This is a genomic window from Streptomyces sp. NPDC057280 (assembly GCF_042668605.1).
In the GTDB taxonomy this organism is placed as follows: domain Bacteria; phylum Actinomycetota; class Actinomycetes; order Streptomycetales; family Streptomycetaceae; genus Streptomyces.
On sequence record NZ_JBHUYR010000010.1, the window covers coordinates 221,800 to 236,947 of the forward strand.

Genomic DNA, 15,148 nt, shown 5'->3' on the forward strand with positions numbered 1-15,148 from the left:
CACCTGGTCAGCGCACCAGGCACGGCCGCTTGCTGTCGAAGGTCCAGTCGGGGACGAGGTAGCGCATGCCGACCGCGTCGTCCCGGGCGCCGAGGGCCTTCTCCCGGTACAGCTCGTGCGCGGCGAGCAGCCGGTCCGTATCGAGCTGGACGCCGAGGCCCGGCGCCCGGGGAATCGCGATCTCACCGTCGACGATGCGCGGCGGGGCGACCGTGAGGCGTTCCAGGCCCTCCTGCCAGATCCAGTGTGTGTCCAGCGCGTTGTACTCGCCGGGTGCCGCCGCACCGCAGTGCGTGACCATGGCCAGGCTGATGTCGAAGTGGTTGTTGGAGTGGCAACCCCAGGTCAGCCCCATCGCGTTGCACAACTGCGCCACCCGCACCGAGCCCTGCATGGTCCAGAAGTGCGGGTCGGCGAGCGGGATGGACACCGACTGCAGCGCCAGGGCGTGGGTCATCTGCCGCCAGTCGGTGGCGATCATGTTGGTGGCCGTGGGCAGCCCGGTGGCCCGGCGGAACTCCGCGAGGATCTCCCGGCCCGAGTAGCCGTCCTCCGCGCCGCACGGGTCCTCGGCGTAGGCGAGCGTGCCCACGAGCGGTGCACACAGCTCGACCGCCTCGCGCAGGGACCACGCCCCGTTGGGGTCCAGGGTGATCCGTGCGTCCGGGAAGCGGTCCTTCAGCCGCCGGATCGCCTTGACCTCCTCCGCGCCCTCCAGCACCCCGCCCTTCAGCTTGAAGTCCCGGAAGCCGTAGTGCTCGTAGGCCGCCTCGGCCTGGCGGACGATCGCCTCGGGGGTGAGGGCCTCCTCGTGCCGGATGCGATGCCACGCCACTTCGGCGTCGGGTTCGCGGACGTATTCCAGATCGGTGCGGTCGGGGTCACCGACGTAGAAGAGGTAGCCGAGGACCCGTACGGACTCGCGCTGTTGCCCGTCGCCGAGCAGGGCCGCGACGGGGACGTCGAGGTGCTGGCCGAGCAGGTCCAGGAGCGCGGACTCGACGGCCGTGACCGCGTGGACGGTGGTGCGCAGGTCGAAGGTCTGCAGGCCGCGGCCGCCGGAGTCGCGGTCGCCGAACCGGTCCCCGATCGCCCGCAGGACCCGCTTGTAGTCACCGACGCGTGCGCCGACGACCAGCGACTCGGCGTCCCGCAGCGTCTGCGTGATCTTCTCGCCACCGGGCACCTCGCCCAGCCCCGTGCGGCCCTCGGAGTCGGTCAGCACCACCACATTGCGGGTGAAGTACGGGCCGTGGGCGCCGGAGAGGTTCAGTTCCATCGAGTCGCGGCCCGCGACGGGATAGACGGCGAACGCGGTGACGGTGGGCTGGGTGCGGCTGGTCATCGGAAGTCCTTATGGCTCAAGAGGGGGCAGGTCAGATGCTGAGGGCGTCCAGGACGCGTTCGACGGCGAGTACGCCGCCCAGGCCGAGGACCGCCAGGACGGTCGTGTAGGTCGTACGCGTCTTGATCGCGTCGAGGACCGACAGGTTGAAGTACTCCTTGAACATCCAGAAGCCCGGGTCGTTGACGTGGCTGAAGGCGATGGAGCCGCAGGAGACGGCCAGCACCATCAGCTCGGGGTGGACCCCGCTGCCCGCGACGAGCGGCGCCACCACACCGGCCGCCGTGACGACGGCGACCGTCGCCGAGCCGAGCGCGACGCGCAGGATCGCGGCGATGAGCCAGGCCAGGATGATCGGGGAGATGTCCCAGCCCTCGGTGAAGTCCTTGATGTAGCCGGCGATCCCGCCGTCGACGAGGACCTGCTTGTAGGCGCCGCCGGCACCGATGACCAGCAGGATCATCGCCATCGACTTGGCGGCCGAGACACAGGAGGCGCTGACCTCGTCCAGGCTGCGGCCGATGCGCGGACCGAACGCCCAGATGGCCAGGCACAGCGTCAGCAGCAGGGCGACCGGGGCCGAGCCGATGAACTCGACGGCGTGCAGGACCCGGTTCTTGTCGTCGTCCACCGCCATGTCGGCCACGGCGGCCCCCGCGATCAGCACGATCGGGACCAGGGCGACGAACAGGGACCAGCCCATGCCCGGCAGCTCGTCCTCCTCGAACACCCGCTCAGTGACGAGCCCTTGGGGGATGGACGGGTCCATCCGCCGCACGAACGGCAGCCGCGGCCACACCAGAGCGATGGCCGCGCCGATGGGGACGGCGAAGAACAGGCCGTAGAGCAGGGTGTGGCCCACGGAGGCGTGGAAGGTGGCGGCGACGGCGGTGGGCCCGGGGTGCGGCGGCAGGAAGCTGTGCATCGTGGACAGGGCGATCGACATCGGAAGGCCCACCCACAGCAGGTTCTTGCGAGTGACGCGGACGATGGTGAAGGCGACCGGCACGATGATGACGAACGCGACCTCGTAGAACATCGTCACGCCGATCAGCATGGCGGTGATGACCATGGCGATCTGGACGTGCCGCGGGCCGAAGGCGTCGACGAGCCGGCCGGCTATGCGTTGCGCGGCGCCGGAGTCGCCCATGACGCGGCCGAGCATGGCACCGAGTCCGACGACGAGCAGGGTGTCGCCGATCTGGCTGCCGACACCCTCGCCGAGGGTGTCTCCGATCTCCGCGGCCGGAATCCCCTGCACCAGCGCGACGCCGACGGCCACGAGGAGGAGGGCGATGAGGCCGTTGAGCTTGAGCCTGGTCATGAGGAACAGCAGGACCAGCACGCTGATTCCGACGACGACGAGAGGCATGGGTCAGTTCCCCTTTGAACTGTGCGCAGTTGGGACGTGTCTCAGCGCGTCGCGCCGACCAGCTCCAGCCCCGTCTCCAGGAGCTTCTCGAGCTCGGCGAGGTCCTGCGGGCCCGGGTCGGTGAGCGGTGCGCGGACCGGACCGACCGGCTTGCCGCGCAGCCGCGCCGCGGCCTTGACGAGGGAGACCGCGTATCCCGGCACCCGGTCCCGCAGCTCGACCAGGGGGACGTAGAAGTCACGCAGCAGCCGGTCGACAGTGCTGTCGTCACCGCTGTTCAAGGCGGCGAAGAAGGCGTCCGCGATCTCGGGCGCGAAGGCATGCACGGCCGAGGAGTACGCGGGCACGCCGACGGTGGCATAGGCGCGGGCCTGGATCTCCGCGGTGGCGGCGCCGTTGAAGAAGAGCAGGTGGTCGGGGGCGGCCAAGGTGAGGCGCTGGAGCCGGTCCAGGTCGCTGTGGCCGTCCTTGAGGCCGATGACCGTGGGCAGTTCGGCGAGGCGGCACAGGCTCTCGACGCTGAAGGCGACATGGTCGCGCTGGTAGACGATGAGCGGGATGCCGGAACCCGCGGCGATCCGGCGCACCTGCTCGACCAGGCCCTCCTGCGGGGCCTTCACCAGGTAGTGGGGGAGTACGAGGGCGGCGTCCGCGCCCGCCTCCTCCGCGATGCGGGCGAAGCGCAGGGCCTGGGCCCAGCCGTACCCGATCCCGGCGACGACGGGTATCCGCCCGCCGGCCACCTCCACGGCCGCCGCGACGACCTGGCGGTACTCGTCCTCGTCCAGCCCGCTGAACTCACCCGTGCCGCAGGCGGGGAACACCGCGCCGGGCTCGGTGGCCAGCTGCCCTGCCAGATAGGTGCGGTAGGCGTCCAGATCGAGGCTTCCGTCCGCAGCGAAGCTGGTCAGCGGGAAGGACAGCACACCGCGTGCCATGCCGTCCCGCAGCCGCCGAGCAGCGTCTTGAGCCCTCTTGTTCAGTCCCATGAACTCTCTCCATGCATATGGACTCTATCTACATATGAGGATGGAGGTTAGGGTGATGACTGTGCTTGGTCAATGGCCGGAGGCCACCCGATACCGCTATCGCCCACGGCTGGGCGTCGTACGGTCACGCGGCGCAGGTTCGCCCTGCTGTCAGGTGACCGACCTTGGTGTTGATACCGCCGACGGCAGCCGCGTTACGCCGTGGAGTTGGCCAGCAGATAGTCCACGGCATCGACGACATCGTCAGCCGTGTGATGCGGAACCGTGAGCCCCTCGGGCCAGACCCGGCCCCGCACCCAGATCGTGCGCAGCCCCGCCGCCGCGCCACCGGCGATGTCGGACTCGGGATTGTCCCCGGTCATCCAGTCCCCGGGCGTCAACTGCGTGCCGCAGCGGGCGGCGGCGAGCTCGAAGAGCCGTGCGTCGGGCTTGCGCACGTCGATGTCACCGGACGCGGCGATCCCGTCGATCAGATCGGCGAGCCCGGTGGCCCGGACCTTGGCGCGCTGGATGTCACTGGCCCCGTTGGTCGCGACGCCGATGCTCCAGCCGGCGTCCTTCAGCCGCGCCAGACTGTCCAGTACGACGGGCCGGCAGTGCACGGCGGACGCCATGCGGTCGACGTACACCCGCCACAGATGCTCGGCCGACTCCCTGACCTGGAACGTGTTCCGCAGCCGCTCGAAGTCGCCGCGATCGGCGGTGTCGGCCAGCTCGGTGCGCAGCCAGCTCTCGATCTCCGGCCCGTAGGCATGGTCGTGAACGAGTTCGGCTATGGCATCCGCGAACGCGGCACGACGGTCGACCAGGGTGCCGTCCAGGTCGAAGAGAGCAAGACGCATGCCGCCGACCCTAACTGCCCAGGTCGTTGGCGCTCCCCTCACTGGGGAAGTTGATCCGGCGCCGGCACCGGCGAGGTGACCGGCACCGGATCACACACCGTCCTCCAGGGAGAACTAGTCCTGCGGGACGTCCTCGAGACCACTCGTCTCGAACTCGGCATCACTCATCGCCACCCCGCCGAGGAAACCGTTCATGAGCTCGGGCAGGTCGAGCGTCGTGGCACCGGCCGGAGCACCGGGCAGGGTGCCCTCGCGCATCCGCAGCGTGAGGCCGAGCTTCTTCACCTTGGCGTTCTCGGCCAGCTTGGCGAGGTCGATGTCCACCTGGGTCAGCTCGCCGTTCTTGAGCGTGAAGTCCGCCTTCACCTTGGCGTTGGGAGCGTCCTTCAGCTCCTTGGCCGTGGGCAGCGGAAGCCCCTTCGCCAGCGGCCGGACCTCACCGAGAAGCTCGGTGAGCAACGTGCGGAAGGGAGCCGTGGCGATGACGTGCTCGGTGCCGTCCTCGCCACCGGCGGTCTTGAACGTCACCTCGCGCGCGATGACCTTACGCAGGGCCTTCATGAGCTTCTTCTGCGCCTTGGCGTCGAGGGACGGCGCGGGACCGTCCCCGGCGTCCTCGCCCTCGGCGGCGGCCTTGTTCATCTCCTCGGTGTTGAACTTGACCCACTTGCCCTTGAGGACGTCCTTCATCGCCCCGGCCTCCGGGGGCAGATCGTCAGCGTTCGGCAGAGGGGCACCCATCGTCTTGCCGACGGCGTCCATGTCGGCACGGATGTAGGTGTAGTCGCCGATCATCCGGTATTCGATGATGTCGCCGTCCGGAGTGCTGACCTTCATGGCCGAGCCGACGAGGTCCTTCTCACCGGACTTCTCAAGCGGCTTCTTCGACTGCACGGTCACCGTGATCTTCGCCTCGCTGAGCAGCTCGGCCACCTCGTCCGGTATCTCCTCACCGGGCTCAGGGTCGGACGAGGCGTCCAGCGCCTTCAGCGACGCGGCGTCGGTGTCCAGGTCGACCTCGAAGGAGAGCGTCTTCTCCTTGCCGAGCTCCTCAAAAGCCCGGTCGAGCTTCCTGCCCGCGGACAACTGCTCCACCGTCCCGCAGGCAGCGGAACCCGCGAGGACGGCACCGACGACGGCGGTGGCGGTCAGGGTCTTACGAATGGCGTTGATGATGTTCTCCTCGTGGTTCCGATCACAACGTGATCGACCAGAAGACTCTCAAGCCGCCCATAAGGTTGTCCTGTCCATTTCGACTCGCAGCGGTCGGCCGACGGTGCCGAGCCTGTGACCAGCCAACTCGTCCGGGCCAGGCGGGCGACGAGTCACCTCACACCGCGGCCAACGCCTCCGTCGGCGACAGCCGGGACGCCCGGACGGCGGGATACACCCCCGCCACCATCCCGACGACCACCGCCCCCGCCCCACCCGCGACCAACGCGAGCGAGGGGATGACCACGGGCCAGGACTGCGACACGGCATACCCCGCCGCGCCCGCCGCCCCGAGCACGGTTCCGGCACCGCCGCCCAGCGCGGACAACACCACCGACTCCGCCAGGAACTGCCCCCGAATCTGCCCGCGACTGGCTCCCAAAGCCCGCCGCAGGCCGATCTCACGCCTGCGTTCCAGCACGGACACGACCATGGTGTTGGCCACGCCCACACCCCCCACGAGCACGGCGACCCCCGCGAGCCCGAGCAGCAGCACCGACAGCGTCTGTTCGGTGGCGCGCTTGGCGGCCAGGGCGTCCGAGGGCCGGCTGACCTGGACCAGGCCCGGCAGTTGCGGGTGGACCGTGGCCGGCAGCACGGCACGCACCGCCTCGATCTGCGCCTCGCGGGCCGTGACGTAGACAACCGTCGGGTGGCCGTCGAAGCCGAGCCGCTCCTGGGCCGCCTTCCAGCCGACCAGGACGGAGCTGTCGAGGTCGGGGGCGAGCGGCAGCGGGTCGAGGATGCCGACGACCGTGAACCAGCGCCCGCCGATGTAGACCTGACCAGGCTCCTGGCCGGGCCTTTCGGCGGACCCCGTGCCCACCCGGTCGAAGCCGAGCCGGGACGCGGTCCGGAAGCCCAGCACCACGGTCGGGAAACGAGCCGTCGTCGAGGTGAGGAACGCCCCGGAACGGACTGTGCCGTGCACCGCCCCGAGCAGGTTCGTGCGGGCGGCCAGCACGCTGATGCCGGAGGCGTCCGCCGGGTCGGCGCGGTCCGAACGCAGCACCGTCGTATGCGTGTTGGCGACCGCGCTCGCCCCGGTCACCGGACCGATGCGGGCGGCCATGGCGTCCGCGTCGGCGGGCAGCACCACCGGTGGATCGCTGTTCGCCTGCGGCGCCACCCGCAGCATGTTCGTGCCGAGCGCGGACAACTGGTCCATCAGCGCCCGCTGGCTGGAGGCGGGCACGGCGGTCACGACGACGAGCGTCGCGATGCCGATGGAGATGCCGAGGGCGGACAACGCGGCCCGCGGACCACGGGTCCTGATGCCCAGCAGACCGAGGCGCAGGATGTCGGAGAACGCCGACCGGACCGGTCGCGGCCCGTGCGCAGCAGCCGTACGCGTCATAGCCGTACGCGTCATACGGCACTCACCTCACAAACAGCAGCCGTACGCCTCATACGGCACTCACCTCGCACACGTCGTCGGTGATACGGCCGTCACGCAACTCCACCCTGCGCGGCAGCCGGGCCGCGATGTCACGGTCGTGGGTGATGACGGCGATGGTCGTGCCCTGCGCGTTCAGCTCGACGAGCAGATCGAGTACGGCCTTGCCGTTGGCCGCGTCCAGTGCCCCGGTCGGCTCGTCCGCCAGCACCAGCGCGGGACGGTTGACCAGGGCCCGCGCGATGGCGACCCGCTGGCGCTCGCCCCCGGACAACTGCTGGGGGAGGTGGGCGTGGCGGTGCGCGAGTCCCACCCGGTCCAGTGCCTCCCGGGCCAGCGGCCGGCGCTCGCGGCGCGGGACACCGGCGTACAGCAGGCCGGTGGCCACGTTCTCGATGGCGTCCAGCCCGTCGCTGAGGTGGAAGTGCTGGAAGACGAAGCCCAGCGACCGTGCCCGCAGCGCGGACAGTTGACGGTCGCGCAGTGTGCGGACGTCGTGCCCGCCCACGCGGACGGTGCCGGTCGTCGGCCGGTCCAAGGTGCCCATGATGTGCAGCAGCGTCGACTTGCCGGACCCGGACGGGCCCACGATGGCGAGGAGTTCACCCGCGTCGACGCGCAGCGACACCCGGTCCAGGGCGGTGACACCGCCGGGATGGCGTTTGGTGACCTCGTCGAGGACGAGGACGGGCTCCGCGGCAGGAGCAGGAACGGCAGGAGCAGGAACGGCAGGAGCAGGAACGGCAGGAACAGGCGCGGCGGGAACGGTCACGAGGCCGTCACCACCTTGCTGCCCTCGGCCAGCCCTTTGCCGCTCACCTCGACGAGGCCGCCCGCGAACATGCCCGTCCGCACGGCGACCAGCGTCCCGTCCGGGCGTTGCAGGGCGTACCCGCCCTCGCGCAGGGCGAGCAGCGCGCTCACCGGGACGGCGAGCACCCCCTTGCGGGCGGTCGTGTCGAACCTGACCTGCACCGCCGCCGCGTCCAGAGCGCCCACGTCCGCCGCCCGGTCCGGTACGACGCTCACGTCGACGGTGGCCGGCCCGGTCTGCGCCGCCGCCTCCTGGGCGCCGCCGCCCTGCACGGTGCGCCCGAGCGCCCTGACGGTGCCCATGACCGACCTGCCGTCGGGCAGCGTGATCTGCGCCTTGGCGCCGGCCTTGATGCTCCCTACGTCGGTGGCTTCCACCGGCACGGTGACGGACTTCGCGGCCGAGGTGTAGGTGAGCAGCGGGGCGTCGGCAGGATCGCCGACCTGCGCCTGTACGGCGTCGATCCGCACCGCACCGGGCAGCACGACGGCACGGCCCGGGACGAGGGTGCCGGTGGCGTCCTGCCCGGTGTCGTGCTGCCACCGCTTGAGCGCGGCGGCGAGCCCGGGGGTGAACTCCTCGCCGTCGTCCCGGGAAGCGCCGACGGGGCCGGTGTCGTACCCGAGAGCCCGCAGGTTCTCCCCGAGGACACTCACGTCATGGCCGCGCACCCCCGTCTTGCTCAGGGTGCGGAAGAACGGGGTGGCGCCGAAGAAGACCGGCACAGGCCGGTCGTCGACCCGGTACAGGGCCTGGCCCCTGACCGCACGGGCACCCGGCTTCGGCAGCGCGGTGACCACCCCCTGTCCGGTGCCCTTCAGCACATGTGCCCTGCCGAAGCCCAAGGTGCCCGGCAGGGTGCGGCTGTCGGAGAGGTCGGTCCGGGTCACCGTCGCCGTCCGCACCCGCAGCGGGACGGCGGCCTCGGTGTCCCCGCCCGAGTGCGCGCCGCTCCACACCACTGCCCCCGCACCCGAGACACCCACGACCAGCAGGGCGCTCAGCGCGGCGGCGGCCTTAGCGCGTCTTGCCACCGAAGGCCTCCATGGTGCAGCTCTTGTCGACCTCGGTCTGGCGGGCCTGGCTCATCGTGGTCTGACCGTCGTACGTCCAGCCCGAGTTGTCGGGCAGCGCGGTGACCTTGAGTCCCTTGCGGTTCAGGCACTTCACGTAGGCGCGGTAGTCGTCGTCGTAGTGCGGATTCGTCGACCGCTCCAACTCGGGCGGCTGCAGGGGCAGTCTGTCGGCGCAGGCCTTGGTGGCGGCCTTGGCCTCGGGGCTCTGGTCGGTCTGGTCGATGGAGTCCGGGCCGCGCTGCGGGAGCATCTTGTGCCCGTGGTCCTTCAGGCAGGTGGCGTAGAGGTGCCAGTAGTGGTCCCGTTCCGCGTCCGAACTGTCCAGGCGCAGTTGGGGGCGGCCGGCGTCCGGGTCCGGCGCGGTACTCGCGCCGGCGCTTGCCTTGCCGGTCGGGCCATCGCTGTGCAGGGACGCCACGTCCTGCCGCGTGGAGCTGCCGTCGTCCGAACCGCCGCAGCCGGTGAGCACGAGAGCGCCGGACAGCAGGACGGCCGCGCCGAGCACGCGGCGGCGGAGGAGAGGAAGGTTGGGGTGGGTCATGGCCGTCATGGTCCGCGCCCTGTGTCGGGAAGCCGTCAGGATCCCTTGCCGGTCTGTTGGGACTGCCCACCCCACGTGCCGGCTGTCGTGAACGCACAGGTCCCCGACCAGTTGCCGACAGCATCACGACGCCGCCTTCCTACGCTCCCGCCCCATGCCAGAGACTTCCCACCGCACGGACTGCCGCCAGAACGCCCCGCGTCGCGGGCTCGCCCTCGCCACGGCGACGCTCGCCATGGGTCTTGCCCTGTCCGCCCCGGCCTCCGCGAGCACCCCGCCCACCGACGGCGTCGCCCGCCACCCCCAGGCGGTCACCGCCGCCCAGCAACAAGCCGTACTGAACTACTGGACCCCGGACCGCATCGCCGCCCTCACCGAACCGTCATCCCCCGACCAGCCGCCGAAGAGCGGCCCGGACGGGGCGCCCTGGACCGGCTCCGACACCCTTGCCCGGACCGTGGGCAGGCTCTTCTTCACCGACCACGGCGAGGACGCCAGTTGCACCGCGACCGTCGTCACGAGCGCCAACCGCAGCACCGTCGTGACGGGCGGGCACTGCGTGAACAGCCCGAACCTGCTCGGCGAGGACAACCGGTGGACGACGAACGTGATGTTCGTCCCCGGCTACCGCGACGGCCGCGCACCGTACGGGAAGTTCGTCGGCAGGCTGGGCGTGGCCGACACGACCTGGCTGCACTACGACGCGATCGACTCGCGTACGTACGACGGTCACGACCAGGCGTTCGTCGTCCTCGGCACCGACGCCCGCGGCCGCGCCGTCCAGGACCTGGTCGGTGCCGCCCAGCGCATCGCCTTCGACCGGCCCGGCGACCGGACGGTGCACGAGTTCGGCTATCCCCGCTCCGCGTCCGACCCGGCGCGAGGGGGCCTGCCCGAGTACACCGGCGCCCGCCTCGCCCACTGCACGGGACCGGCCCGCGAGGACCCCGGCACGCCCGACTTCCCCGAGCCCAGGGGCGAATGGGGCACCGCCTGTGTGATGGGCGGCGGCGCCAGCGGCGGGCCCCGCATGAGCGGCTTCGACCCGGTGAGCGGCCTCGGCACGGCCGTCGGCGTCAACACCCACAGCGCCTTCCTCACCGCCGCCGGCGAGGTCTGCGCCGACACGGACACCCCGACCTGCCAACGCCACCTGGTCGGACCGCAGTTCACCTCCACGATCACCCGCCCGCTCTACGAGGCCGCCCAGCACGCCGACTGACCAGCCCCGCAGCCCTCACCCAGGCAACCGCAGCGAGAACACCGACCCTTCCCCGACCACGCTCGACGCCTGCGCGCTGCCGCCGTGTGCCTCGGCCAGTTTGCGGACGATGGACAACCCCAGTCCGCTGCCGCCGCTCTGCCGGCTCCGGGACTTCTCCGCCCGCCAGAACCGGTCGAAGACCTTCGGCAGATCCTCACCCCTGATGCCGGACCCGGTGTCCGCGACACGGAACACCACACGGTCGCCCTCCCGCTCCGCGGAGAGGGCGACCGTGCCACCCGCCGGTGTGTGCCGTACGGCATTGGACACGAGGTTCCCGACCGCCTGCCGCAGCCGCATCGGATCGGCACACAGCACGAGCCCCGCCTCGGCCCGTACCCGCAGCTCCACCCCCGCCGACCCGGCGTTGCCCTGGTGGGCCCGGGCGACCTGGCCGAGCACCGCGGCCGCGTCGACGTCCTCCGGGTGCAGTTCGAGCGCGCCGGCATCCGCCGCCGACAGGTCACGCAGGTCATCGATGATGTGCTGCAACAGCATCGCCTCCTCCAGCAGCGAGGAGACGAGGCCCTCGTCGGCGGGTACGACACCGTCCTCGACGGCCTCCAGCCAGCCTCTGACGTTGCTGACCGGCGCCCGCAGCTCGTGGGCGACGTCGCTGACCAACGCCCGCCGCAGCTGCTCCAGTTCCTGCCGTCTGCTCGCCATCAGGTTGAACGCCGCGGCGAGCCTGCCGAACTCGTCGTCACCGGCCACCTCGACCCGCGCGCTCTGGTCGCCGTCCGCCATCCGCTGCGCGGCCCCGGTCAGCGCCCGCAGCGGCCGCACCATACGGGTGCCGGCGACGAAGGTGACCGTGACGGTGGTCAGGAGCACCGCGACGGTCACGCCGACGATCCGCATGCGGTTGGCGCCGGACAGGTCGAAGAACGTGGCGATCTTCCGGTCGGGCGCGGTGGCGAAGAGCAGCGCGGGCGGCGCCACATAGGGGTCGAGCTGCGCGCGCCGGGCGGTGGCCAGACAGGCCGTCACGGCACGGGTGTCGGGGGCGCCGCGCACATCGGCGGGGGTCCAGGTCAGATCGTCGGCCAGCCGTACCGGCACGGCATGCCGCCCGCTGAGGCAGTCGTTGACGAGCCCGCCCAGCTGGGTGAGAGCGCGGACCTCCGTACGCGTACGACGTTGCAGCCCATCGACCTCGCAACGGTCCCCCGTGTCGAAGACGGCGCCGTCGACCTCGACCTGCGACCGCCCGTTCGGTGTCCGCGTCACCTCGACCGCCTGCACGGGCCCGCCCTCCCGCATGCACGCGGCTATGCGGGACGCCCGCGCCGCAAGGTCGCTTTGCTCCCGGCCGGTCAGCCGGAAGGGGCCGACCGCGCGGGGGTCGATACGGTCGGGGGAGGAACCGGCGGCAGGCCGGGCGAGCGCGCTGTCCACGGCAAGCGCGTCGACCGTCGCCGACGCCTTCGACGGCAGCGTCCCCGCCGCCCCGGAGTCTGCCAGCGGGTGCCGGGCCTCGTCAGTCAACGTGATGCGCCGACCGGTCTGTCGGGACAGGGCGTGCACCGTCGGCCCGACGCCATTCCAGTCGGGATGGGTGGCCGCGTACCCCACGAGTGTGTCGTAGATCCGGGCGTCGTCGGCGAGGACCTGCCCCTGTTCGCGTCCGATGGCCACCGCGGTGAGGCTGACGACCAGCCAGGCCGTCGCGACGATCGAGCACAGCGAGACCAGCGCGGACAGCCCCAGCAGCCGCGACCGCAGACTGCTGCGCAGCGGCAGGTCACGGGGCACGAAGGCCGTCCTCGTCAGCGGGGGAGCGGACATCGGCGACCTTGTAGCCGACTCCGTACACCGTGAGCAGCAAGGCCGGACGGGCCGGATCAGGCTCGATCTTGCGCCGCAGATTCATGACATGCCCGTCGACCGTGCGGGTCGTCACGTACCGGTCGATGCCGTGCAGGTGCTCGAGTATCTGCTTCCTGGTGAACACCCGCCCCGGAGCCGCCGCCAGCACCTCCAGCACCCGGAACTCGCCGGGAGTGCACTCGGTCAGCCGTCCGTCCACCCGCACCTCGAACCGCCCGGGATCGACCACGAGCGGTCCCACGACGAACACCGACTTGTCCTGCCCGGCACGCGAAGCGCCCGCGCGGCCGGCCCGCCGCAACAGGGTCCGCACACGGGCGACCAACTCGCGCGGGCTGAAAGGCTTGGTCATGTAGTCATCCGCGCCCAGATCGAGAGCGAGCAGCAGGTCGTCCTCCTCGGCGCGCGCGGTGAGCATCAGGACCGGCACATCGGACTCCGCGCGCAGCACCCGGCACACGTCGAGCCCGTCCACGCGGGGCATCATCCAGTCCAGCACCACGAGATCCGGCATCCGCCGCCGGATCTCCTCCAGGGAGGCCCGCCCGTCGTGGACGACCCCGACGGCATGACCTTCCCGCTCCAGATAGCGCCGGATGAGATCGGCCTGCTTGGGATCGTCGTCGGCGAGCACCACATACGCGCACATGCGGTCATCGTAGGAACCGCGAGGGCCCATATCTGACCGCTGCCGGGGAACCGGGCAAGCGGGCACCAGAGGACAACAGGAACCCAACAGGTTCCTGACATTCCGAAGGGAACGCGGCTTCCCCCGGCTGATCAGGTGGTGAGTCCCGCGCACCGCACGCGTTTGCGGCGAGGTACCGGCAGAGCAGGTCTGTCCCGCGGCGCTGTGGGCGGGATCCCCGCGCACGTCTGCACCGGCGCGGTGGGGGAGGCAGCCGGCGTTTCTGCCGTGTGCAGCAGGGTGGGGTCGGCCCGTAGGACACGGTGGTGCGTTTCCTGGAGTTCGGGGCCTGGGTCGATGCCGAGTTCTCGGGCCAGGATCCGTTGCGCTTCACCGTAGACCGCCAGCGCTGCCGCCTGCCGCCCCGATCGGTAGAGGGCGAGCATGAGGAGTTTCCGCAGGTGTTCGTCGAAGGGGTGTCGCGCGACGAGTTGTTGCAGGTCGAGCGCTGCCGCCGTGGCGCTTCCGAGTTCCAGTTCCGCGGCGAGCCGGTCGGTCTGGGCCTGGAGGCGGAGATGTTCCAGGACGTGCCGGTGCGCGTCGGCCCGTGGCCCTCCGAGCCCCTGCAGCGCTTCGCCCTGCCACAGAGCCAGCGCGTGGCGCAGATGGCGGGTGACATCCTGGAGGCAGCCTTCCCACCGAGCCTTCTCCGCCTTCGACGTCAGCGATCTGAACGCCAGGAGATCGCAGTTGTGCGCCGTAGTGGCCAGGGAGTAGTTGTCACCCCGCGAGCGGATGGCGGACGACGCCGAGGTGCAGCCCGGCTCCAGTGCCCGGCGCAGCCGGTAGACATGCGTGCGTATCGTGCCGACGGCCGTGGCGGGGGCGGAGCCGGCCCAGATGGCGTCGGCCAGGGCGCCGACGGACACCGGGGTCCCCTCGGCAAGGATCAGTGCGGCCAGCACCGCCTGCTGCTGGGGCGGGCCCAGCTTGATCTCCCCAGCTCTGTTCCAGGCGCGCACTGGGCCCAGTACTGAGAAACGCAGGTGGTTCATCGAAGAAATCCTCCATCGCGGGCAGAAAACACACCCGGAAGAACACGTGCGGCGGATTTCCCGGGCTGTCCCACAGCTTGGGAGGCGTACTTGACGGCGTCTTGGAAGTCACTTGCCGGGCCCTTGCAGGCGGCTCGCACCGACCCTCATGCAGCGCTCGCCTCGTCACGTGTGCGCATCGTGGTCTGCAGATGACGCAAGGCGTAGTGGACCCGTGACTTGACCGTCCCCGGGGGTATGCCCAGCGCGGTAGCGGCCTGCTGCACACTGAGTTCGTCCAGGTAGGTGGCGCGCAGCGCCTCCTGATGGAGCGGGGCGAGATCCGCCAGGGCCTCGTGGAGATCCAGGGCGGCCAACATGCGTTCGATCTCACGGCAGTCGCTGTCGACGTCCTTGAGCCAGGTCGCCGTACTGCTGATCTCGAGAGGGCGCAACGAGCGGGCGCGGTACTCGTCGATGACCAGGTTGCGTGCCACGCGAAACAGCCACGGTCTCACCTGCATGGTCTGGGTGTCGGCGAGATTGCGCTTGGCCCAGCAGCGCAGGAGAGCCTCCTGGACGACGTCCTCCGCTCGGTAGGCGTCGCCGCCGACCAAGCGCAGGACGTAGGCGTAGAGGTCTCTGGTGTGGGCCTGGTAGAGGTCGAGCAGCGCCCTTTCCTCTGCTGACGCGGACCCGGTCGATCCGATGACGTGCTGCTGCATGGTGGGTGCTCCTGAGTCAAGTGGTGGAGCACCTGAAGGTGTTGCCTGGCGATGGCAGGCCGATGGTCGTCCGATGGACG

The 15,148-nt window shown here is 70.8% G+C and carries 14 protein-coding genes; 1 reads left to right on the forward strand and 13 read right to left on the reverse strand.

All coding sequences use genetic code 11. The annotated features are described in order from the left end of the window. Positions 1-7: 7 nt before the first annotated feature. The 9 genes from ACFUO4_RS38485 to ACFUO4_RS38525 all read right to left on the reverse strand — a co-directional run bounded on the left by ACFUO4_RS38485 (position 8) and on the right by ACFUO4_RS38525 (position 9,587). Positions 8-1,345: an enolase C-terminal domain-like protein gene (locus tag ACFUO4_RS38485; RefSeq protein ID WP_383493820.1), complete on the reverse strand. Its 1,338-nt coding sequence runs from the start codon at positions 1,343-1,345 to the stop codon at positions 8-10. Positions 1,346-1,376: 31 nt separating this feature from the next. Next, a complete protein-coding gene (locus tag ACFUO4_RS38490) occupies positions 1,377-2,717 on the reverse strand; it encodes a gluconate:H+ symporter (protein WP_383493823.1) in 1,341 nt (446 codons plus the stop codon). A 41-nt stretch (positions 2,718-2,758) separates the two neighbouring features. Further along, entirely contained in the window at positions 2,759-3,706 is a 948-nt protein-coding gene (locus tag ACFUO4_RS38495) for a 5-dehydro-4-deoxyglucarate dehydratase (protein WP_383493826.1), read from the reverse strand. Positions 3,707-3,900: 194 nt separating this feature from the next. After that, entirely contained in the window at positions 3,901-4,548 is a 648-nt protein-coding gene (locus tag ACFUO4_RS38500; RefSeq protein WP_383493829.1) for an HAD family hydrolase, read from the reverse strand. Between the two features lie 114 nt (positions 4,549-4,662). Beyond that, complete coding sequence (locus ACFUO4_RS38505; protein WP_383493832.1) at positions 4,663-5,643, reverse strand: hypothetical protein; 981 nt, start codon at positions 5,641-5,643, stop codon at positions 4,663-4,665. 235 nt (positions 5,644-5,878) lie between these two features. After that, positions 5,879-7,132, reverse strand: a complete 1,254-nt coding sequence (locus tag ACFUO4_RS38510) for an ABC transporter permease (protein ID WP_383493835.1) — start codon at positions 7,130-7,132, stop codon at positions 5,879-5,881. Between the two features lie 34 nt (positions 7,133-7,166). Beyond that, the gene (locus ACFUO4_RS38515) at positions 7,167-7,928 is read right to left on the reverse strand and encodes an ABC transporter ATP-binding protein (RefSeq protein ID WP_383493838.1); all 762 of its coding nucleotides are present in this window, start codon (positions 7,926-7,928) and stop codon (positions 7,167-7,169) included. Then, the gene (locus ACFUO4_RS38520) at positions 7,925-9,004 is read right to left on the reverse strand and encodes a hypothetical protein (protein WP_383493841.1); all 1,080 of its coding nucleotides are present in this window, start codon (positions 9,002-9,004) and stop codon (positions 7,925-7,927) included. Before ACFUO4_RS38520 ends, ACFUO4_RS38515 begins: the two co-directional genes overlap by 4 nt. Continuing rightward, positions 8,988-9,587, reverse strand: coding sequence for a hypothetical protein (locus ACFUO4_RS38525; protein ID WP_383493844.1), 600 nt, complete (start codon positions 9,585-9,587; stop codon positions 8,988-8,990). The genes ACFUO4_RS38520 and ACFUO4_RS38525 overlap by 17 nt, the downstream gene beginning before the upstream one ends. Before the next feature lie 154 nt (positions 9,588-9,741). Here ACFUO4_RS38525 and ACFUO4_RS38530 point away from each other — a divergent pair, with 154 nt between their 5' ends. Continuing rightward, a complete protein-coding gene (locus tag ACFUO4_RS38530) occupies positions 9,742-10,809 on the forward strand; it encodes a trypsin-like serine peptidase (protein WP_383493847.1) in 1,068 nt (355 codons plus the stop codon). Positions 10,810-10,824: 15 nt separating this feature from the next. On the opposite strand, the gene ACFUO4_RS38535 is transcribed toward ACFUO4_RS38530, so the two are convergent. The 4 genes from ACFUO4_RS38535 to ACFUO4_RS38550 all read right to left on the reverse strand — a co-directional run bounded on the left by ACFUO4_RS38535 (position 10,825) and on the right by ACFUO4_RS38550 (position 15,068). Continuing rightward, positions 10,825-12,639, reverse strand: a complete 1,815-nt coding sequence (locus ACFUO4_RS38535; RefSeq protein ID WP_383493850.1) for a sensor histidine kinase — start codon at positions 12,637-12,639, stop codon at positions 10,825-10,827. Next, positions 12,596-13,330 carry a response regulator transcription factor gene (locus ACFUO4_RS38540; protein WP_383493852.1) on the reverse strand — a complete coding sequence of 245 codons (735 nt, stop codon included), beginning with the start codon at positions 13,328-13,330 and terminating at the stop codon, positions 12,596-12,598. Before ACFUO4_RS38540 ends, ACFUO4_RS38535 begins: the two co-directional genes overlap by 44 nt. Positions 13,331-13,461: 131 nt before the next feature. Next, the gene (locus ACFUO4_RS38545; RefSeq protein WP_383493855.1) at positions 13,462-14,364 is read right to left on the reverse strand and encodes a BTAD domain-containing putative transcriptional regulator; all 903 of its coding nucleotides are present in this window, start codon (positions 14,362-14,364) and stop codon (positions 13,462-13,464) included. 146 nt (positions 14,365-14,510) lie between these two features. Then, positions 14,511-15,068, reverse strand: a complete 558-nt coding sequence (locus ACFUO4_RS38550) for a sigma-70 family RNA polymerase sigma factor (RefSeq protein WP_079307034.1) — start codon at positions 15,066-15,068, stop codon at positions 14,511-14,513. Positions 15,069-15,148 lie beyond the last annotated feature (80 nt).